Genomic DNA, 18770 nt, shown 5'->3' on the forward strand with positions numbered 1-18770 from the left:
GATCGCGATACGCTTCGAAGCGTTGCGTCGGCCCGCATCATCAAGAAGGGCGGCATCGAACAGCGGATGGAGGCTCCCTCCACATCAGCAGGGCTGCTTCAGCCCTTGCGGATCAGGAAACGGTGGCCGCGCTCGGTCTTTTCGGTGCTGATGAGCTCGTGGCCGTCTTCATTGCAGAAATGCGGGATGTCGATGACGGCGAGCGGATCGGTCGTATCGACGAGGATCAGCGCGCCGCTCGGCATGGCCGTCAGCTTCTTGCGTGTCCTGATGACGGGAAGCGGGCATTTCAGCCCGCGCAGATCGTAGAGAACGGCGTCCAAGCCGGTCAGTTCCTGGCCCAGAACTTCCAGAACGGCTTTTTGGTGGCATCCGCAGTTTCCTGCGGCGAAGGTTCAGGTGCGGCATAGGCCAGCGGGTTCTGCGTCGGTACCGGAATATTGGCCGGCAGCGCTGCGGCAACGGTCGTGGCCTGAGCCTGCGTCACTGGCGTCGCAGTCGCTGCGGTCTTTGCGGCAACGCTCTTGGCGGCCTGATTGGCCATCAACTCTTCGAGTTCGGCAACCTTGACCATGCGGCCGGCTTCCAGCGACGTGCCGGTCGGCGCATAGGCGAGTTCGCGGCCCTTGCGCAGTTTGGCAACGACTGCCTTGCGTTCGGCTTCCGTCGGGTCGTACCAGGCAAGGCCGTCATATTTCTTCAGAGCCGCCTGGTAGTCGGCATCATAGGTCTTGCCGTAGGAGGCGAGTGCTGCCGTCAGTGCCGGCGGTGTCGACATGGCCGGGCACTTGCCAGCGGGATTGAAGCTGCCGCCATCGCTTATCTGCTGGTTGAAGACGTATTTCTTCTCGCAGACATTGACCTCGGGCGGGCGCTTGGTGACTTCGAAATTGTCGTAGCCGACCTTCAGCATCTTCCAGAAGTCGTAGTTCGGGTCGAGGCGGTGCTTGACCATGTTCTCGGCCGTCATGCGGAAGGGGAAGGCCTGAAGCTGCACCGTCTGCTGACCGCCCTTGAAGGCGTCGCGGGCGAAGGCGTAGATTTCCAGAACCTGCTGGTCCGTCATCGAATAGCAGCCGGACGAGGAACAGGCGCCGTGGATCATCAGGTCGCTGCCGGTACGGCCGTTGACGGCGTCATAGCGGTTGGGGAAACCGGTGTTGATGGCGAGATAATATTTGGAATTGGGGTTCAGGTTGGCGCGGGTGAGGTTGTAGAAACCTTCCGGGGCCTGGCGGTCGCCCGTCTTCACCTTGGGGCCGAGCTTGCCGGACCAGGCGCAGATCTTGTAGTCGGCAATCTTGTCGAAACGGTTGTCCGTCTTCGCCTTCCAGATCTCCAGCGAACCTTCTTCCTTGAAGATGCGGATCATGATCGGCGAATTGCGGTCCATGCCCTTGGCCGACATATCGGCCAGGATACGGGCCGGAAGCGGCTGCTCGACCTTGTTCTTGACGGTCGAGAGGTCGATGCCCTGGGCCGATTCCAAGGCATCGTTGCAGCCGGTCAGAGCCAGTGCCATGAGCGAAACATAGGCAAAATGACGTATGCGCATTCAATCAGCCCATCAATAATGCGACCCAACCCGCCTGCGGAAACCGGGCACAGCGCGGAATCATAGGCGGCTTATACTTGATAAATCCTTACCAGCCTATGACTTTTCCAGAGATGTCCTGCAAGCGCAGATGTTACAGATAACATTATTGTGGCCAAGATTTGGCCCCAATCGGCTGGTCCGGCCTGTGGATTTTACAGGTTTCGACCCATGGCAAGGAACTTCTGGCGGCGATCGTTGCGCAGCTGTTCGCCGGAACGCGAGGCCATTTCGGCCAGAGCGTTGGCGATCATGTCGCCGGTGGCGGCAATGACGCTGTCGGGATCGCGGTGCGCACCGCCGAGCGGTTCGGGGATGATGCCGTCGATGACGCCGAGCGCCTTCAGGTCCTCGGCGGTGATCTTCATGTTGGTGGCGGCCTCCTTGGCACGGGTGGAATCGCGCCAGAGGATGGAGGCGGCACCTTCCGGCGAGATGACGCTGTAGATCGAATGTTCGAGCATGTAGACGCGGTTGCCGGTGGCAATCGCGATCGCGCCGCCCGAGCCGCCTTCGCCGATGATGATCGAGATCAGCGGCACCTTGACGCCGAGGCACATTTCCGTCGAACGGGCAATGGCTTCGGCCTGGCCGCGCTCTTCGGCGCCGACGCCCGGATAGGCGCCCGCCGTATCGACGAGTGTGATGACCGGGAGCTGGAAACGATCCGCCATTTCGAGGATGCGGATCGCCTTGCGGTAGCCTTCAGGACGGGCGCTGCCGAAATTGTGCTTCAGGCGGCTCTTGGTGTCGTTGCCCTTCTCCTGGCCGATGACGGCGACGGGCTGGCCGCGGAAGCGGGCAAGGCCGGCCTGGATGGCGGCGTCCTCGGAAAACTTGCGGTCGCCGGCAAGCGGCGTGAATTCCTGGAAGAGAGTCTTGGCGTAATCGACGAAATGCGGGCGCTGCGGATGGCGCGCGACCTGCGTCTTCTGCCAGGCGTTGAGCTTCGAATAGATATCGACGATTGCCTCGCGCACGCGGACTTCGAGCCTGCCGACTTCGTCGGAGGTGTCGATGCTTTCGTCTTCCGTCGCCAGCTTCTTAAGCTCGATGATCTTACCTTCGAGGTCGGAGATCGGCTTTTCGAAGTCGAGATAGTTGTGCATGAGGTGCGTTTCCGTTCCTTGTGCGCGGGGCGGTTTCCTGGTTCTGCCCCTTGTCGCCGGTCCTATTCGTGCTTTTTCGCCTGTTTTGCAAGGGGGTGGTGCGTATGGACGAGCTGCTGGAGCCGTTCTTCCAGAACATGCGTATAGATTTGTGTTGTCGAAATGTCCGAATGGCCGAGGAGTTCCTGCACCACGCGAAGGTCGGCGCCGTTGGCCAGAAGGTGGCTCGCAAAAGCGTGCCGCATGACATGCGGCGAGATCATCGAGGGCGTCAGGCCGGAACGGATCGCGAGGTTCTTGAGGTCGCGGGCAAAGACCTGGCGCGGCAGGTAGCCTTCCTTCGATGCGGCCGGGAACAGCCAGGGACTGTCGTGCGGATCCTTCGACGCGGCGCTTTCTGCCGCCAGCATGCGGCCATAGGCCTTCACGGCGGCGATGGCCGATTGCGAGAGCGGAACCAGCCGCTCCTTGCTGCCCTTGCCCCGGATCATCAGGAAACGGCCTTCCTGATCGAGAACGCGCGCCGGAAGCGAGACCAGCTCGCTCACACGCATGCCGGTGGCATAGAGCAATTCCAGCAGTGCCAGCATGCGCAGCCGGTGAAGCTGGCCGGGCGCGGGGTCGGCGGCTTCGCTCTCGGCCCGGGTGAGCAGCTTCGTCACGTCCTCGACACCCATCGTCTTCGGCAGGGGCCGGCCCTTTTTCGGCGCGTCGAGAATGCCGGTCGGATCGTCCGTGCGCAGGCCCTCGGCATAGAGAAACTTGTAGAACTGACGCATGGCGGCAAGCCGGCGGGCCTGCGAGGAGGGCTTGAAACCCTGCGCGGACAGAGAGGCGAGATAGGCGCCGAGGTCGCTGGAGGCGGCTTCCGTCAAGCGGATGCTGCGCCCGTGCAGGAAGGAGCGAAGGTCGTCCAGGTCGCGCTCGTAGGATTGCAACGTGTTGACCGCGGCGCCGCGTTCGGCGCTCATCATTTCGAGAAACGATTCCACATGGACGCGGCCGAGATCCTTCATCGCGTCACTTCTTCGTGGCGTTGATCGTGCCGGTCGAGGGCGGGTTCACCCGTTCGGAGGGAATGCGGATCGTCACATCCCGCTCCTGCGGCTCGACGAAGGTGACAAGCGCCCACATCGCTCCATAGATCAGTCCCGCGATGACCGCCAGGACGGACAGGAAACGGATCAGGGTCGGCATCCGACTACTCCTTAGAACTCTGCTTCTGTTATAGGAAGCATGTTTGCAAGCGCAAGAAGCGGTATTGGTGCCATGATTCCCTTGCCCGCGACTTGACGCTACACCCGCATTTGTCGATACCGTTTGCAAACAAAGTGTGAATGGACCGATGAGTGAACCCCCAGTTTCCGTTGCAGACAGCCTGAGAGACAGAGCTCGCGCCGCGCTCGGTTCACGCAATCTCATTCTCGTCGGCCTCATGGGGGCCGGAAAATCCTCCGTCGGCCGCCTTGTTGCGCACCAGCTCGGCATTCCCTTCGTCGATAGCGACATAGAAATCGAGCGCGTTTCGCGCATGACGATCACGGAGCTTTTCGCCGCCTACGGGGAAGAAGAGTTCCGGGCGCTCGAAGCGCGGGTGATGAAACGCCTGCTGAAGGGCGGCCCGCGCGTGGTTTCCACCGGCGGCGGCGCCTTCATCAACACCCGCACGCGCAGGCATATCAAGAAGGGCGGCCTTTCGGTCTGGCTGAAGGCCGATCTCGACGTGCTCTGGGACCGGGTCAACAAGCGCGACACACGCCCGCTGCTGAAGACCGAAAACCCGAAGCAGACGCTGGAAAACCTGATGAATGCCCGCTACCCCGTTTATGCCGAGGCCGATCTCACGGTGCTTTCGCGCGACGTGCGCAAGGAAGTCATGGCCGATGAAGTGCTGAGAGCGGTGGTCGAGGCGCAGAAAGAAAGAATAGTCACATGAATGCGATCACGCCTGCCTCCGCCGTCCGCAAGGTGCATGTGCCGCTTGGCGAGCGCGCCTACGATATTTTGATCGGACCGGGTCTGATCGCCAGCGCCGGCGGCGAGATCGCCTCGCGGCTGAAAGGACGCAAGGCGGCCATCGTCACCGACGAACATGTGGCGCCGCTTTATCTCGACGCCTTGAAGGCAAGCCTCGATGCCGCCGGCATCGTTTCGGCGGCGGTCACAATGCCGGCCGGCGAGAAGACCAAGAGCTTCGAGCATCTGATCAATGTCTGCGACAAGGTTCTGGAGGCACGCGTCGAGCGCAACGACTATGTCATCGCGCTCGGTGGCGGCGTCATCGGCGATCTCTCGGGATTTGCCGCCGGCATCGTCAGGCGGGGCGTACGTTTCGTGCAGATACCGACCTCGCTGCTGGCCCAGGTGGATTCCTCCGTCGGGGGCAAAACCGGCATCAACAGCCGCCACGGCAAGAACCTCGTCGGCGTCTTCCATCAGCCGGATCTGGTGCTCGCTGATACGGATGTGCTGAATTCGCTGAGCGAGCGTGAATTCCGCGCCGGTTATGCCGAAGTCGCCAAATACGGGCTGATCGACAAGCCGGATTTCTTCGCCTGGCTGGAGAACAACTGGCAGGCGGTTTTTGCCGGCGGCTCGGCGCGTATCGAGGCGATTGCCGTCAGCTGCCAGGCCAAGGCCGATGTCGTGGTTGCCGACGAGCGCGAGAACGGCCAGCGGGCGCTGCTCAACCTTGGCCATACGTTCGGCCACGCGCTGGAGGCGGCGACCGGCTATGACAGCAGCCGCCTGGTCCACGGCGAAGGCGTTTCGATCGGCATGGTGCTGGCGCATGAATTTTCGGCGCGCATGAACCTTGCAAGTCCCGACGACGCCCGCCGCGTCGAGGCGCATCTGAAGGCGGTCGGCCTGCCGACCCGGATGGCGGAAATCCCCGGCACCCTGCCGCCGGCCGAGGTGCTGATGGATGCGATCGCGCAGGACAAGAAGGTCAAGGGCGGCAAGCTTACCTTCATCCTCACGCGCGGCATCGGCCAGTCCTTCGTCGCCGATGACGTGCCGGCTTCCGAAGTAATCAGCTTTCTCAAGGAAAAACATCCCTGATGTCACTCGAGGGCACCCTGGCGTTTTTGTCGGTCTACTGGCCGGAGATCGTTTCGATCGTGGCCCTTGTTTTGATGTCCGCCTTCTTTTCGGGGTCCGAAACGGCGCTGACCGCCGTTTCGAGAAGCCGGATCCATACGCTGGAAGCCAATGGCGACGAGCGTGCCGGACTGGTGCGAACGCTGATCGAGCGCCGCGACCGGCTGATCGGCGCGCTTTTGATCGGCAACAATCTCGCCAACATCCTGTCCTCGTCGCTGGCGACGAGCGTGTTTCTGGCTATTTTCGGCAATTCCGGCGTGGCGCTGGCGACGCTCGCCATGACCGTCATCCTCGTCATCTTCGCGGAAGTCCTGCCGAAGAGCTGGGCGATCTCGACGCCGGAGCGTTTTGCGCTCAACGTTGCCATACCGACGCGGCTTTTCGTTGCTGTGGTCGGTCCGATTTCCTCCTTCGTCAATGCGATCGTGCGCCGGATCCTTGGGCTCTTCGGCATCAACCTGTCGCGCGAGGTTTCGATGCTGTCTGCGCATGAGGAATTGCGCGGCGCGGTCGACCTGCTGCATCGCGAAGGTTCGGTCGTGAAGGCCGATCGCGACCGGCTGGGCGGCGTGCTCGATCTCGGCGAGCTCGAGCTTTCCGACATCATGGTCCACCGCACGGCGATGCGGGCGATCAATGCCGACGATCCGCCCGAGGCCGTCGTCCGGGCGATCCTCGAAAGCCCCTATACGCGCATGCCGCTGTGGCGCGGCACGATCGACAACATTATCGGCGTCGTGCACGCCAAGGACCTGCTGAGGGCGCTGGCCGAACCGAACATGGAGCCGCAGCAGCTCGATATCGTCAAGATTGCCCAGAAGCCCTGGTTCGTGCCCGACAGCACCAATCTCGAAGACCAGCTCAACGCCTTCCTGCGCCGCAAGCAGCATTTCGCCGTCGTCGTCGACGAATATGGCGAAGTGCAGGGCATTGTGACGCTCGAGGATATTCTGGAAGAGATCGTCGGCGATATCTCGGACGAGCACGATATCGACATGCAGGGCGTGCGCCAGGAAGCCGACGGCTCCATCGTCGTCGATGGCGGCGTGCCGATCCGCGATCTCAACCGCGCGCTGGACTGGAACCTGCCGGATGAGGAAGCCACGACGATTGCCGGTCTCGTCATCCATGAATCGATGACCATTCCGGAAGAACGGCAGGCCTTCACCTTCTACGGCAAGCGCTTCGTCGTCATGAAGCGGGAGAAAAACCGCATCACCAAGCTGCGCATCCGTCCCGCCGACGAAGACGAGACGAAACCCGCCTGATTATGACCTTCACGCCGGCAGGGACAGCCCCCATGCCGGCTCATTCCACGGGATCTGACATGTTCGACATCATCTGGCGCTCCGTCGCCATCGGCATCGGCGCAACCGCCCTCATGGATATCTGGGCGATCCTTCTCGCAAGGCTTGGCGTGACGCCATCGCCGAACTGGGCGCCGGCCGGCCGCTGGTTCTGGCATCTCGGCAAGGGCAAGGTCTTTCACGACAATATCGGCGATGCCGAACCCTATGCCAACGAACTGGCGCTTGGGTGGATCGGCCATTACGCGGTCGGAATCCTCTATGGCATCCTGCTGGCTGTCTTCGTCGGCCCGGCCTGGTTTGCCGCGCCGAGCTTTCTGCCGGCCTGGATTCTCGGCATCGTCACCGTCGGTGCGGGCTGGTTCCTGATGCAGCCGGGTCTCGGCCTCGGCTGGGCGGCCTCGAAGACGCCGAACCCGACGAAGGCGCGGGTGCTCAATCTGCTGGCGCACACCGTTTTCGGTTTCGGGCTCTACGCCACGGCGCTGCTTATCCGCTGATCGCTACCAGCGAACGGGCTCGCCGGGGGCGGCCGGCTCGACGGCCAGTGCGTGAAGCCCGGCATCGAGTTCGGGCTTCAGCAGGTCGGTGATCGCCCTGTGACGCTGCAGGCGCGACATGCCGGTAAACTTTTCCGAGACGATGCGAATACGCAAATGCGTTTCGCCGGTGCCCGTCATGCCCGGCTGGTGGCCGGCATGCAGATGGCTTTCGTTGATGACGGAAAGGCGTTCGGGCGCGAAGGTCGCCTTGAGCTTTTCTTCGATGCTGGTCTGGAGTGTCATCGCCGGGTCTTCTGAGTTCACGAAAAAGGTTCCCACCAAGCCAGCAACATTCCCGTTTGTCAATTCTTGTTGTGATCCGTCAGCAGCCCCATAATTAGCGCCGTCATGAGACTTGATTCCAAATATTTCGATCGCATCCGCACGCGCCGCAGGCGAGAGCAGGAGCCCGAACAGGCGCCTCCGAGCTGTCAGTGGGACGGCTGCGACAAAAAAGGCACGCATCGCGCTCCTGTGGGACGCAATGCGGAAGGCCAGTTCTTTTTGTTCTGTTTCGAACACGTCAAGGACTACAACAAGGGCTACAATTATTTCTCCGGCCTCTCGGACGGCGAAATCGCCCGTTACCAGAAGGAGGCGATCACCGGCCATCGCCCCACCTGGACGGTGGGCGTCAACAAGGATGCGAAGAACAGCCCGCTGCATGCCGAAATTCGCTCCGGCGCCTATTCGCGCGTGCGTGATCCGTTCGGTTTCGTCAAGGAAGGTGGCGGCAAGGGCAGTGGACCGCGTTTCCCGCAGGCGCGCAAGCTGAAATCGCTGGAAGCCAAGGCTTTCGACACGATGGGACTTGCAGCGAACGCCACCTCGGCGGAGATCAAGAGCAAGTACAAGGAACTGGTCAAGAAGCACCACCCTGATGCGAATGGCGGGGATCGCGGCTCGGAAGAGCGTTTCCGCGCGGTCATCCAGGCCTATCAATTATTGAAGCAGAACGGTTTTTGTTAATTCCCGTCCTTGCTCTTGAGCTTCAATCGGGTATGGTCCACATCGGCTGAGGCCGCAGGCAACCGCGGCATATATATTTGTGCGTTTCCCGACACCGCCTCTGCCGACCTTCCGGACGCGGCGTTTCTTGTCCGGGACTCTTTCAAGAATGCTCGCCAGCGGTCATCATCCCGCCGAGGTTTCGTTTCAGTCCCGGAGAAGTATCGCCGACGTTCCGACCCTGGAGAGCGCGGAACACAGGCTGCGGCACCATGGTTGCGCAATGGCTGAGATAGTGTGGCCGGGTGACCGTCACCCGCCTTGGAGACATGATGAGCAAGATTGACCTTGATATTTCCGAACTGCCCGACACCACCGTTTCGGTCCGGGAGGTCTTCGGCATCGATTCCGACATCCGCGTTCCTGCCTACAGCAAGGGCGATGCCTATGTTCCGGATCTCGATCCCGACTATCTCTTCGACCGCGAGACGACGCTCGCGATCCTCGCCGGCTTCGCCCATAACCGACGCGTGATGATTTCCGGCTACCACGGCACGGGCAAGTCTTCGCATATCGAGCAGGTCGCCGCTCGCCTCAACTGGCCCTGCGTGCGTATCAACCTCGACAGCCATGTCAGCCGTATCGATCTCGTCGGCAAGGATGCCATCGTCGTCAAGGACGGGCTGCAGGTCACCGAATTCAAGGACGGCATCCTGCCCTGGGCCTACCAGCACAATGTCGCGCTCGTCTTCGACGAATATGATGCCGGCCGCCCGGACGTGATGTTCGTCATCCAGCGCGTGCTGGAATCGTCAGGCCGCCTGACGCTGCTCGACCAGAGCCGCGTCATCCGTCCTCACCCGGCCTTCCGCCTGTTTGCGACCGCCAACACGATCGGCCTCGGCGACACGACCGGCCTCTATCACGGCACGCAGCAGATCAACCAGGCGCAGATGGACCGCTGGTCGATCGTCTCGACGCTGAACTACCTGCCGCACGACCACGAAGTGAACATCATCGCCGCCAAGGTGAAGAGCTTCGGCAAGGACAAGGAAGGCCGCGAGACGGTTTCCAAGATGGTCCGCGTCGCCGACCTGACGCGCGCATCGTTCATGAACGGCGATCTTTCGACCGTCATGAGCCCGCGTACCGTCATCACCTGGGCCGAGAATGCCGAGATCTTCGGCGATATCGCCTTCGCCTTCCGCGTCACCTTCCTCAACAAGTGCGACGAGCTGGAGCGCCCGCTGGTGGCCGAACACTATCAGCGCGCCTTCGGCGTGGAACTGAAGGAAAGCGCTGCCAACATCGTGCTGGGGGCGTAAGGCCCGTCGATCATGGCATCTCGTGGTGACAATTCGAAAGCAAAGCCCGGCGCGCCTGTCGATGTCGAGCCGTTGCGGCGCGCGATAACCGGTTGCGTGCGCGCCATTGCCGGCGACGATCAGGTCGAGGTGGCTTTTGCCAATGAGCGCCCCGGCATGACGGGCGAACGCATTCGCCTGCCGGAGCTTTCCAAGCGGCCGACGGCGCACGAGCTGGCGGTCACGCGCGGCCTTGGCGATTCCATGGCGCTGCGCATCGCCTGTCACGACGAGAAGGTCCATTCCAGCATGGCGCCGCAGGGTTCCGACGCCCGGGCGATTTTCGATGCCGTCGAGCAGGCGCGCGTGGAATCGATCGGTTCGCTGCGCATGGAGGGCATGGCCGCAAACCTGCGCTCCATGACGGAAGAGAAATACGCCAAGGCGAATTTCACCGGCATCGAGCGGCAGGAGGACGCGCCGATCGGCGAGGCCGTTGCCATGATGGTGCGCGAGAAGCTCACCGGCCAGAAGCCGCCGGCTTCGGCCGGCAAGGTTCTCGATCTCTGGCGCTCCTTCATCGAGGAGAAGGCCGGCAGCGAACTCGACAATCTCTCCGGTGTCATCAACGACCAGCAGGCCTTCTCGAAGGTCATCCGCAATATGCTGTCGGCGATGGAAATGGCCGAGGAATATGGAGACGACGACAGCGACCCGGATTCCGACGATCAGTCCAACGAGGACGATCAGCCGACGGGCGACGAGCAGAACGAGGACGAGGTCGACGAGGATGCCGGCAGCGATGCCGCCCCCGTCGAGGACAGCGAAGTCTCCGACGAGCAGATGGAGGACGGCGAGACCGAAGGCGCCGAAATCTCCGACGACGACATGATGGAAGAGGGCGAGGACGATTCGGAAACGCCGGGTGAAACCCGCCGTCCGAACACGCCCTTTGCCGATTTCAACGAGAAGGTCGATTACCACGTCTATACGGAGGAGTTCGACGAGGTCATCACGGCCGAAGAGCTGTGCGATGCCTCCGAACTCGAGCGTCTGCGCGCCTTCCTCGACAAGCAGCTCGCGCATCTGCAAGGTGCTGTCGGCCGTCTTGCCAACCGCCTGCAGCGCAAGCTGATGGCGCAGCAGAACCGCTCCTGGGATTTCGATCTCGAAGAAGGTTATCTCGATACGGCCCGCCTGCAGCGCATCATCATCGATCCGACGCAGCCGCTCTCCTTCAAGATGGAGCGCGACACGCAGTTCCGCGATACGGTCGTGACGCTCCTGATCGACAATTCCGGCTCCATGCGCGGCCGGCCGATCACGGTTGCCGCCACTTGCGCCGATATTCTGGCGCGCACGCTGGAGCGCTGCGGCGTCAAGGTGGAGATCCTCGGCTTCACGACCAAGGCCTGGAAGGGCGGCCAGGCGCGCGAGAACTGGCTTGCGAACGGCAAGCCGCAGACGCCGGGCCGCCTCAACGACCTGCGCCACATCGTCTACAAGTCGGCCGACGCCCCGTGGCGGCGTGCGCGCACCAATCTCGGCCTGATGATGCGCGAAGGGCTGCTCAAGGAAAACATCGACGGCGAGGCGCTGATCTGGGCGCATAACCGGCTTCTGGCCCGGCGCGAGCAGCGCCGCATCCTGATGATGATTTCGGATGGTGCGCCGGTCGACGATTCCACGCTGTCGGTCAATCCCGGCAACTACCTGGAGCGGCACCTGCGCGCCGTGATCGAACAGATCGAGACGCGTTCTCCGGTCGAGCTTCTGGCGATCGGCATCGGCCATGACGTGACGCGCTATTATCGCCGCGCCGTGACGATCGTCGATGCGGACGAGCTTGCCGGCGCTATGACCGAACAGCTTGCTGCGCTTTTCGAGGATCATGCCGGGCAACCGCACGGCGGTCGCCTGCGCCGTGCCGGCTGATAACGGTTTCGGGGAAACGGTTCGCATGGCGTTTGAAAACCTGTCTCGCGCGGCTCTGGTTGTCCTTGGCCTCGCGACAGGTTTCTCAGGCGCTCATGCAGGCGAACCCGCGAAGATCATCAGCCGGAAGATTGCGGATTTCCATATCGGCCGCGACGAAACCCGTTTCGGCCCTTTACAGTTTATCGGCGGGCTGGAGATGGTGTCGGACAATTCCCTGTTCGGCTCGCTCTCGTCCATCCGCATGCGTGCCGATGGCAGGAGTTTCGTCGGCGTACTCGATACCGGGCACTGGCTGACGGGCAGCATCGAACGCGATGCCAAGGGCAGGCTGTCCGGCCTTTCCGATGTCGAAATCACGCCGATGCGGGATCGTGTTGGCCGCACCTATGAGGGCAAGGGGCGCATGGATGCCGAGGGCCTCGCGCTGGATGGCGACCGGATTCTGGTCTCCTTCGAGCAGGACCATCGCGTCGATGTCTATCCGGACCCCGGCTTCCTCGGCTCGCGATCCCTGTCGACGGTCGGGATCCTCATTCCCACCGACGAGATGCGGGCAAACCGGGGAATTGAAACCGTTGTCGTCGCTCCTGCCTCAAGCCCGCTGAAAGGCGCACCCGTGATCGTGACGGAGCGCAGTCTCGACGAGGACGGCAACCGGCTTGCGGCAATTCTGGACGGGCCTCTGAAGGGGCAGTTTACGGTCGAGAGGGACGGCAGCTTCGATGTCACCGACGGCGCCTTCCTGCCTGGTGGCGATCTGCTTCTCCTGGAGCGGCGCTTCAATATGGCCGAGGGCATCGGCATGCGCATTCGCCGCATCAAGGCAGGCGACATCAAACCCGGTGCCGTCGTGAATGGCGAACTGCTTGTCGAGGGCAATTTCAACTACAATATCGACAATATGGAAGGGCTCGATGCGTTCCAGGCCGCCGACGGCACGACGCATGTCATCCTGGTGTCGGACGACAACCACTCCATTCTTCAGCGCAATCTGATGCTGGAATTCCGGCTCGTCGATTGAGCGGCGGTTGAACGGCTGTCATAAGTCTGCGTTATGCGGACATTCCTTTCGCTATCAGCTTTCGAGACCGTATGATGCGCATCCATATCACGGGAGCCTCGGGCTCCGGCACGACCACGCTCGGCCTGGCGCTGGCCGAAACGCTCGGCATCCGTCATCTCGATACCGATCATTTCTTCTGGATGCCGACCGATCCGCCCTTCACGACGCAGCGCGAGGTCGGCGCGCGTATCGCGATGCTCAGGCAGGAGGCGCAGCCCGATGGCAGCTGGGTGCTTTCCGGCTCGGCGCTGAAATGGGGCGCGGAATTCGAGCCGCTTTACGATCTGGTGGTCTTTCTGAGGATCGTTCCGGCCCTGCGCATGGAGCGCATCCGCAGGCGCGAGGAGCAGCGTTACGGCGAGAGGATCAGGCCGGGTGGCGACATGGCGGTTCAGAGCCGCGCCTTCATGGAATGGGCCGAGAGCTACGATACGGCCGGGCCGGAACGGCGCAGTCTCGTCGGGCACGAGGAGTGGCTGGGAACGCTGACGAGGCCGATCCTGCGGCTCGACTCGTCACGGCCTGTCGGCGATCTCGTCGCGGCAGTGCTGGACCATCCGGCGGTCATTGCGCGGCGCCCTCGATCCTCGTGATATCTGCGCGTGGTGGTGCCGTTGGCGGGCGTGGGCTGGCCGCAAAGTCTGCAACCAGCCCCTCCGGCATTCATGACCAAGCGTTTTCCTGGGACGCTCGATCACGAATGATCTTCATGCAAAGCGGGGAGCAAAGGCGGGGGTGCGAATATCCCGATCCGCCGCCCGATTGCGGGCCGGCGCTTACCGTGCCGTCATGGGCTGCATCGGGCGCAGCACGTTCATCAGTGCGCCATAGGGCAGCAGCATGACGAGGCCGACAAGCATCTTCACCAGGAAATCGCCGAGCGCCCAGGAGATCCAGCGCGGGGCCTCCGTCGAGAGGATGCCGAGGATCGGTGCGCTCTCCAGCGCGAAGGGCTCGTTCGGGCCAAGGAAGACGAAGAAGGCGGCGAAGGACAGCGAGAAGAACATCACCGTATCCAGCGCCGAACCGATCAGCGAGCCGATAAGCGGCGCGCGCCACCAGGCCTGACGGCGCAGGCGGTTGAAGACGGCTATGTCGAGAAGCTGGCCGGCGAGATAGGCCGAGCCGGAGGCGATCGCGATACGCGGAACCGAAGTGAAGAAGGACAATGCCACACCGACGACAAAGCCGGCGAAAACCACCTTGCGTGCGGCCTGCGTGCCGAACTGGCGGTTCGTCAGGTCGGTGATCAGGAAGGCGATCGGATAGGAGAAGGCGCCCCAGGTGAGAATGTCGGCGAGATTGATGCCGGCAATCGTGGCGTTCAGCGGAAACTGGACGAGGAAGTTGGAGGCGACGACGACGAGCGTCATCAGGGCGACATAGGCAAGCGTATAGCGGGTCTTCAGCATTTTTTTATCCTGGGTGATGCCACCAGTTCGCATGAAATTTAAGCCGAAAGGCTCTCAAAGCAAAAGGCTTGTCCGGATATTATCCGTGCAAGCCTTCTAAAGCTTTGGAAAGACGTGGACCGACGCTTAGGCAGCGGCGGTTTCAGCCGTCTTCTTGACGATCTGACGACGCAGCAGACGGGCGCGCATCGAAAGTTCGCCTTCGTTTGCCTTCAGCAGGAAGGCGTCAAGGCCGCCACGATGCTCGACGGAACGAAGAGCAGCAGCCGAAACGCGAAGACGGTAACGCTGGCCGAGCGCGTCGGAGATCAGCGTAACCTGGCACAGGTTCGGGAGGAACCGGCGCTTGGTCTTGTTGTTGGCATGGCTGACATTGTTACCAGTCAGGACTGCCTTGCCGGTCAATTCGCACATGCGGGACATGGAACACCTATTCTTGTTTTTCTCGAGCCATTGGGTGACAATCCGGCAACAACCGGCTGCGCAATCCAACAGGCCATGATTGGAAAGTTGCGGTTCTATAGTCAGACAGGTCGCGCGCGTCAAGCCAAACCTTGGCCTTTCCCGCAATTCTGTCAAAAAGCTGCTGTTTTCTTCGGAATGCGGCAGGAGTATAGACCGCAATGCAAGGGCGCAAGCGACCCGGCAAGACAAGGCTCTCACTATGGCTCATCCTGGCAGACGGATATTGGTTTCGGCATTCGCGGCGCTCCTGGCCTTGCCGGCCGGCGCGAGCGAGATTCAGCACCGCACGGAATACAAGGTGGCCCTTGCCGGCCTGACGATCGCGCGGGCGGCCTTCGTCACCAAAATCGAAGACGACCATAGCTACAATATTGACGGCGACATCAAGTCGGCCGGTCTCGCCGACCTCGTGACCGATATCCTGGCCAAGACCAGCGTGACCGGCGTGGTTCGCAACGACCGGCTGCAGGCGGCGAAATACGTTCTCTATTACAAGACCGGCAAGAAGGCGCGGACCTACGAGGTCAGCTATCGCAACGGCAATATCGTTTCGGCCACGACCACGCCTGAGCCGCGCCGGCCGAAGAACTGGATTCCGGTAACGCAGGGCGACATGCGATCGGTGCTCGACCCGATCTCGGGCCTGATCTTTACCGGCGATACCAACGTCTGTGCGCAGAAGCTGCCGATCTTCGACGGCGAGACACGCATGGATCTCGTGCTTTCGCCGAAGGGCGACGAGGATTTCTCCACCGATGGCTTCAAGGGCAAGGCGACCGTTTGCGGCGTGCGCTTCATTCCGCGCTCGGGCTACAAGAAGGGGCGCAAGGACCTCGTCTACCTCAGCAAGAGCAACCGGATGGAAATCTGGTTTGCCAAGGCAGAGGCTGCAAATGTATATGCACCAGTCTATGTCCGTATTCCCACCGAATACGGAACGGTGACGATTACGGCTGTGAAATACAGCAGCGTGAATAGCTGACGGAGGCTCCTCAGGTCTCCGTAAGGGGGACGGGTGAAACTTCGGGCAACGTTGATCGGTTTTGCGGCCATCTTGATGTGGTCGTTTCTGGCGCTCTTTACCAAGGCATCCGGCAAGATGCCGCCGTTGCAGCTTTCGGCCATCTGTTTTGCCATCGGCAGCATCCCCGGCATTCTCGTGCTCGTCTCCAACCCGTCGCGGATGGCACTTTTGAAGCAGCCGGCAAAGGTCTGGATCACCGGAATTGCCGGTCTGTTCGGTTATCACTTCCTCTATTTCACGGCCTTGAGAAACGCGCCGGCGGTCGAGGCGGGGCTGATTGCCTATCTCTGGCCGCTGCTGATCGTCGTCGGTTCGGCGCTGCTGCCGGGCGAGAGACTGCGCTGGTATCACATCGTCGGCGCTCTGGCCGGTCTGTGCGGCACCTTCCTGATCGTCGGGAGCAACGGTATCGATTTCGATGGTGCCTATGCTGTCGGTTATGGCGCGGCCTTCCTCTGCGCCTTCACGTGGTCGGGCTATTCATTGCTGACGCGGCGCTTCGATGCCGTCTCGACCGATGTCGTCACCGGCTTCTGCCTTGCGACATCGGTACTTTCGCTGATTTGCCATGTGATGCTCGAGACGACCGTCTGGCCGGCGAGCGGCTTCGAGTGGCTTGCCGTCGTCGGCCTCGGTCTGTTTCCTGTCGGTGCGGCCTTCTATGCCTGGGATCACGGGGTCAAGAACGGTGATATCCAGATCCTGGGTGCGGCAAGCTATGCCACGCCTCTGCTTTCGACGCTGATCCTGACGATCTTCGGAATTGCCGAGCCGAGCTGGCGCATTGCGTTTGCCTGCCTGCTGATCACGGGCGGGGCGGTGCTGGCCGCACAGGAGATGTTGCGCCGCAAGCCGCAGATGCAGCCGGCGGCGGAATAGGCTTAATCGCCGGGTTTCCAGTCGGGCGGCGCCATCTCGAATTTGGAAAATTCGAAGCCGGGCGCCACCGTGCAGCCGACCAGCGTATAGTCTCCGAGCGTTTCGGCCGATTGCCACCAGTTGGCGGGAATGATGGCCTGCGGCCGTTCACCGCCGGCGATATCCATGCCGAGCGTCAGCGTCTGGCTGCCGGTACCGTCTTCGGAGCGATGCAGCGCGAGCGGCGCGCCGGCATAGTAGTGCCAGACCTCGGCTGCGTCGTGCACGCGGTGCCAGTGCGAGCGCTGGCCCCTGGCAAGCAGATAGTAGATCGCCGTCGAATGGCCGCGCTCGCCGCCGTTGCCGTCGCGGAAGGTTTGCACGTACCAGCCGCCTTCGGGATGCGGCTGCATGCCGAGTTCGCGGATAATGTCCTCGGGAGTGAGGTCCCTGCCCGCCATGTCCTAGAAGTTGTCCTTGCGTTTGCGGATTTCGGCGAAGACTTCTTCATTGGTCTTGCCTTCCATCAGCAGGTTGCGGCGGATGGCAGGATCGGCGGCACGCAGGAAGGGATTGGTTTCCTTCTCCAGCGCCAGGGTCGTCGGGATGGTGAACCTGCCTTCGGCCCGCAGCGCTTCGATTTCGGCCGCACGGCTCTTCAGGCGCGCGTTGTCCGGGTCGATCGTGAGCGCAAAGCGGGCGTTGGAGAGCGTGTATTCGTGGCCGAAATAGACGGCGGTCTCATCCGGCAGGACGGCAAGCTTCTGCAGCGAATGCCACATGTCGGTTGCCGGACGCTCGAACAGGCGGCCGCAGCCGAGCGCAAAGAGCGTATCGGCGGCAAAGAGCAGCTTGTCGTCGGCAAAGTGGTAACAGATATGGCCCGCCGTATGGCCGGGCGTTTCAATGACGTTGACCGTATGGTCGCCGAACAGGAAGCTGTCGCCGTCGCCCATCGTCTTGTCGAGGCCGGGAATGGCCACGGCCTCGTTGATCGGCCCGATGATTTCAAGGCCGTACTGTTCCTTCAGCGCCAGATTGCCTTCCACGTGGTCGATATGATGATGGGTGGTAAAGATATGGGTGATATTCCAGCCGCGGCGTGCGGCGGCAGCTTCGACGGCTGCCGCATCGGGGGCGTCGATCGAGGCAGTCTGGCCGGTCTCGGTGTCATGGACCAGCACGCCGAAATTATCGCTGCGGCAGAGAAAAACGTCTAATTCCAAAGGTTTCATCGCTCAAACAATCCCTTATCCCTCGAACTGACCGGGAATGTAGAGGTTCCGGCCTTGAAGTCCAACCGGTCATTGATAACATTTGGGATAATGCACGCCGATATCGTCGATCTTCGCCAATTCTATCATTCCGAGCTTGGACGCATGGCCGAGCAGTCGATTGCCATGGCATTGTCGTCGCTTTGGGTGCGGCTGCCGCAGGAGCGGCTGGTGGGCATTGGCTATTCCGTGCCCTTCCTCGACCGGTTCCAGGCCGATACGGAACGCACTTTCGCCTTCATGCCGGCCGGGCAGGGGGCCGTGAACTGGCCGGTGGGTTCGCTTTCCTCCACGGCGCTGATCTTCGATGAGGAATTGCCGCTGCCGGATTCCTCGATCGACCGGGTGCTGATGGTGCACTCGCTGGAATTTGCCGAAAGCCCGCGTGAAACCCTGAAGGAACTCTGGCGGGTGCTGGCTCCGGGCGGGCGGCTCGTCATCGTCGTGCCCAACCGCCGCGGTGTCTGGGCGCGCATGGAGCACACGCCTTTCGGTTCGGGCCGGCCCTATTCGCGCGGCCAGCTGACCCATCTGCTGCGAGAGACCAATTTCACGCCGGGCGCTACGGCGGAGGCGCTGTTCTTCCCGCCGTCGAAACTGCGCGCCGTGCTGCGCCTGCGCCGCGGCTTCGAGCGGATCGGCCGCACGCTCTGGCCGGCTTTTTCCGGCGTCATCATCGTGGAAGCGCAGAAACGGCTCTACCAGGGCCTGCCGGTTGCCGCTCGCGCCTCGCGGCGCGTCTTCGTGCCCGTGCTTGCGCCGCATGGCGTGCCGACCACACGCAGCCGCTAGGCTTGCGGCCCTCGACAAAATTGCCGTTCCGTTCT

The 18770-nt window shown here is 62.1% G+C and carries 22 protein-coding genes; 12 read left to right on the forward strand and 10 right to left on the reverse strand.

The annotated features are described in order from the left end of the window. Nucleotides 1-98: 98 nt before the first annotated feature. The 5 genes from ACFPWW_RS20545 to ACFPWW_RS20565 all read right to left on the reverse strand — a co-directional run bounded on the left by ACFPWW_RS20545 (nt 99) and on the right by ACFPWW_RS20565 (nt 3900). Nucleotides 99-323: a sulfurtransferase TusA family protein gene (locus tag ACFPWW_RS20545; RefSeq protein ID WP_112571810.1), complete on the reverse strand. Its 225-nt coding sequence runs from the start codon at nt 321-323 to the stop codon at nt 99-101. 5 nt (nt 324-328) lie between these two features. Next, nucleotides 329-1555 carry a L,D-transpeptidase family protein gene (locus ACFPWW_RS20550; protein WP_112757143.1) on the reverse strand — a complete coding sequence of 409 codons (1227 nt, stop codon included), beginning with the start codon at nt 1553-1555 and terminating at the stop codon, nt 329-331. A gap of 194 nt (nt 1556-1749) precedes the next feature. Then, nucleotides 1750-2703, reverse strand: a complete 954-nt coding sequence (locus tag ACFPWW_RS20555; RefSeq protein ID WP_112571805.1) for an acetyl-CoA carboxylase carboxyltransferase subunit alpha — start codon at nt 2701-2703, stop codon at nt 1750-1752. Between the two features lie 62 nt (nt 2704-2765). Next, nucleotides 2766-3719 carry a site-specific tyrosine recombinase XerD gene (xerD, locus tag ACFPWW_RS20560; RefSeq protein WP_112756574.1) on the reverse strand — a complete coding sequence of 318 codons (954 nt, stop codon included), beginning with the start codon at nt 3717-3719 and terminating at the stop codon, nt 2766-2768. 4 nt (nt 3720-3723) lie between these two features. Beyond that, entirely contained in the window at nt 3724-3900 is a 177-nt protein-coding gene (locus tag ACFPWW_RS20565) for a hypothetical protein (protein WP_377313093.1), read from the reverse strand. A gap of 148 nt (nt 3901-4048) precedes the next feature. Here ACFPWW_RS20565 and ACFPWW_RS20570 point away from each other — a divergent pair, with 148 nt between their 5' ends. From ACFPWW_RS20570 to ACFPWW_RS20585, 4 genes are read left to right on the forward strand one after another with little or no spacing between them, the layout of a single operon-like run. After that, complete coding sequence (locus ACFPWW_RS20570) at nt 4049-4639, forward strand: shikimate kinase (protein WP_112757145.1); 591 nt, start codon at nt 4049-4051, stop codon at nt 4637-4639. After that, complete coding sequence (gene aroB / locus ACFPWW_RS20575) at nt 4636-5766, forward strand: 3-dehydroquinate synthase (protein ID WP_112571799.1); 1131 nt, start codon at nt 4636-4638, stop codon at nt 5764-5766. The genes ACFPWW_RS20570 and aroB overlap by 4 nt, the downstream gene beginning before the upstream one ends. Beyond that, nucleotides 5766-7076, forward strand: a complete 1311-nt coding sequence (locus tag ACFPWW_RS20580) for an HlyC/CorC family transporter (RefSeq protein ID WP_377313094.1) — start codon at nt 5766-5768, stop codon at nt 7074-7076. The genes aroB and ACFPWW_RS20580 overlap by 1 nt, the downstream gene beginning before the upstream one ends. A gap of 59 nt (nt 7077-7135) precedes the next feature. Further along, nucleotides 7136-7615: a DUF2938 domain-containing protein gene (locus tag ACFPWW_RS20585; protein WP_112571795.1), complete on the forward strand. Its 480-nt coding sequence runs from the start codon at nt 7136-7138 to the stop codon at nt 7613-7615. 3 nt (nt 7616-7618) lie between these two features. Here the strand turns inward: ACFPWW_RS20585 and ACFPWW_RS20590 are convergent, their stop codons facing one another. Beyond that, a complete protein-coding gene (locus ACFPWW_RS20590; RefSeq protein WP_112571792.1) occupies nt 7619-7900 on the reverse strand; it encodes a BolA family protein in 282 nt (93 codons plus the stop codon). A 105-nt stretch (nt 7901-8005) separates the two neighbouring features. Between ACFPWW_RS20590 and ACFPWW_RS20595 the strand changes: the two genes are divergently transcribed. From ACFPWW_RS20595 to ACFPWW_RS20615, 5 genes are all read left to right on the forward strand, one after another. Next, nucleotides 8006-8626: a J domain-containing protein gene (locus ACFPWW_RS20595; RefSeq protein WP_112571790.1), complete on the forward strand. Its 621-nt coding sequence runs from the start codon at nt 8006-8008 to the stop codon at nt 8624-8626. Nucleotides 8627-8937: 311 nt separating this feature from the next. Beyond that, nucleotides 8938-9930 carry a cobaltochelatase subunit CobS gene (cobS, locus tag ACFPWW_RS20600; protein WP_112571788.1) on the forward strand — a complete coding sequence of 331 codons (993 nt, stop codon included), beginning with the start codon at nt 8938-8940 and terminating at the stop codon, nt 9928-9930. Between the two features lie 12 nt (nt 9931-9942). Continuing rightward, nucleotides 9943-11844 carry a cobaltochelatase subunit CobT gene (gene cobT / locus ACFPWW_RS20605; RefSeq protein ID WP_112571786.1) on the forward strand — a complete coding sequence of 634 codons (1902 nt, stop codon included), beginning with the start codon at nt 9943-9945 and terminating at the stop codon, nt 11842-11844. 25 nt (nt 11845-11869) lie between these two features. Beyond that, the gene (locus tag ACFPWW_RS20610) at nt 11870-12868 is read left to right on the forward strand and encodes an esterase-like activity of phytase family protein (RefSeq protein ID WP_377313095.1); all 999 of its coding nucleotides are present in this window, start codon (nt 11870-11872) and stop codon (nt 12866-12868) included. A gap of 71 nt (nt 12869-12939) precedes the next feature. After that, nucleotides 12940-13503 carry an AAA family ATPase gene (locus ACFPWW_RS20615; RefSeq protein ID WP_112705816.1) on the forward strand — a complete coding sequence of 188 codons (564 nt, stop codon included), beginning with the start codon at nt 12940-12942 and terminating at the stop codon, nt 13501-13503. 183 nt (nt 13504-13686) lie between these two features. Here ACFPWW_RS20615 and ACFPWW_RS20620 read toward each other — a convergent pair whose 3' ends face one another. Next, on the reverse strand, nt 13687-14322 hold the full coding sequence (locus tag ACFPWW_RS20620) for a VUT family protein (RefSeq protein WP_377313096.1): 636 nt from the start codon (nt 14320-14322) through the stop codon (nt 13687-13689). A 126-nt stretch (nt 14323-14448) separates the two neighbouring features. Further along, nucleotides 14449-14745, reverse strand: a complete 297-nt coding sequence (gene rpmB / locus ACFPWW_RS20625; protein ID WP_112571780.1) for a 50S ribosomal protein L28 — start codon at nt 14743-14745, stop codon at nt 14449-14451. Nucleotides 14746-14986: 241 nt separating this feature from the next. Between rpmB and ACFPWW_RS20630 the strand changes: the two genes are divergently transcribed. Next, nucleotides 14987-15769, forward strand: a complete 783-nt coding sequence (locus ACFPWW_RS20630) for a DUF3108 domain-containing protein (RefSeq protein ID WP_112757149.1) — start codon at nt 14987-14989, stop codon at nt 15767-15769. Nucleotides 15770-15802: 33 nt separating this feature from the next. Next, entirely contained in the window at nt 15803-16690 is an 888-nt protein-coding gene (locus tag ACFPWW_RS20635; RefSeq protein ID WP_112757151.1) for a DMT family transporter, read from the forward strand. Nucleotides 16691-16692: 2 nt separating this feature from the next. On the opposite strand, the gene ACFPWW_RS20640 is transcribed toward ACFPWW_RS20635, so the two are convergent. Next, a complete protein-coding gene (locus ACFPWW_RS20640; RefSeq protein WP_112571775.1) occupies nt 16693-17130 on the reverse strand; it encodes a cupin domain-containing protein in 438 nt (145 codons plus the stop codon). Between the two features lie 3 nt (nt 17131-17133). Continuing rightward, nucleotides 17134-17904 (reverse strand): hydroxyacylglutathione hydrolase, encoded by a 771-nt coding sequence (gene gloB / locus ACFPWW_RS20645; protein ID WP_377313097.1) that lies wholly within the window; start codon nt 17902-17904, stop codon nt 17134-17136. A 54-nt stretch (nt 17905-17958) separates the two neighbouring features. Between gloB and ACFPWW_RS20650 the strand changes: the two genes are divergently transcribed. Continuing rightward, nucleotides 17959-18735, forward strand: a complete 777-nt coding sequence (locus ACFPWW_RS20650) for a class I SAM-dependent methyltransferase (RefSeq protein ID WP_112571771.1) — start codon at nt 17959-17961, stop codon at nt 18733-18735. The last annotated feature ends 35 nt before the right edge of the window (nt 18736-18770 follow it).

It is taken from the genome of Rhizobium sp. GCM10022189, assembly GCF_042656325.1.
Lineage (GTDB): Bacteria > Pseudomonadota > Alphaproteobacteria > Rhizobiales > Rhizobiaceae > Rhizobium.

Excerpts from the sequence above, each read along its gene's own strand:
- ACFPWW_RS20550 (WP_112757143.1), bottom strand. The coding sequence starts at position 1,555 with ATGCGCATACGTCATTTTGCCTATGTTTCGCTCATGGCACTGGCTCTG.
- ACFPWW_RS20630 (WP_112757149.1), top strand. The coding sequence starts at position 14,987 with ATGGCTCATCCTGGCAGACGGATATTGGTTTCGGCATTCGCGGCGCTC.
- cobT (WP_112571786.1), top strand. The coding sequence starts at position 9,943 with ATGGCATCTCGTGGTGACAATTCGAAAGCAAAGCCCGGCGCGCCTGTC.
- cobS (WP_112571788.1), top strand. The coding sequence starts at position 8,938 with ATGAGCAAGATTGACCTTGATATTTCCGAACTGCCCGACACCACCGTT.
- ACFPWW_RS20615 (WP_112705816.1), top strand. The coding sequence starts at position 12,940 with ATGATGCGCATCCATATCACGGGAGCCTCGGGCTCCGGCACGACCACG.
- ACFPWW_RS20590 (WP_112571792.1), bottom strand. The coding sequence starts at position 7,900 with ATGACACTCCAGACCAGCATCGAAGAAAAGCTCAAGGCGACCTTCGCG.
- ACFPWW_RS20640 (WP_112571775.1), bottom strand. The coding sequence starts at position 17,130 with ATGGCGGGCAGGGACCTCACTCCCGAGGACATTATCCGCGAACTCGGC.
- ACFPWW_RS20580 (WP_377313094.1), top strand. The coding sequence starts at position 5,766 with ATGTCACTCGAGGGCACCCTGGCGTTTTTGTCGGTCTACTGGCCGGAG.
- ACFPWW_RS20585 (WP_112571795.1), top strand. The coding sequence starts at position 7,136 with ATGTTCGACATCATCTGGCGCTCCGTCGCCATCGGCATCGGCGCAACC.
- xerD (WP_112756574.1), bottom strand. The coding sequence starts at position 3,719 with ATGAAGGATCTCGGCCGCGTCCATGTGGAATCGTTTCTCGAAATGATG.
- ACFPWW_RS20595 (WP_112571790.1), top strand. The coding sequence starts at position 8,006 with ATGAGACTTGATTCCAAATATTTCGATCGCATCCGCACGCGCCGCAGG.
- ACFPWW_RS20610 (WP_377313095.1), top strand. The coding sequence starts at position 11,870 with ATGGCGTTTGAAAACCTGTCTCGCGCGGCTCTGGTTGTCCTTGGCCTC.
- ACFPWW_RS20555 (WP_112571805.1), bottom strand. The coding sequence starts at position 2,703 with ATGCACAACTATCTCGACTTCGAAAAGCCGATCTCCGACCTCGAAGGT.
- gloB (WP_377313097.1), bottom strand. The coding sequence starts at position 17,904 with ATGAAACCTTTGGAATTAGACGTTTTTCTCTGCCGCAGCGATAATTTC.
- ACFPWW_RS20565 (WP_377313093.1), bottom strand. The coding sequence starts at position 3,900 with ATGCCGACCCTGATCCGTTTCCTGTCCGTCCTGGCGGTCATCGCGGGA.
- ACFPWW_RS20570 (WP_112757145.1), top strand. The coding sequence starts at position 4,049 with ATGAGTGAACCCCCAGTTTCCGTTGCAGACAGCCTGAGAGACAGAGCT.
- aroB (WP_112571799.1), top strand. The coding sequence starts at position 4,636 with ATGAATGCGATCACGCCTGCCTCCGCCGTCCGCAAGGTGCATGTGCCG.
- ACFPWW_RS20620 (WP_377313096.1), bottom strand. The coding sequence starts at position 14,322 with ATGCTGAAGACCCGCTATACGCTTGCCTATGTCGCCCTGATGACGCTC.
- rpmB (WP_112571780.1), bottom strand. The coding sequence starts at position 14,745 with ATGTCCCGCATGTGCGAATTGACCGGCAAGGCAGTCCTGACTGGTAAC.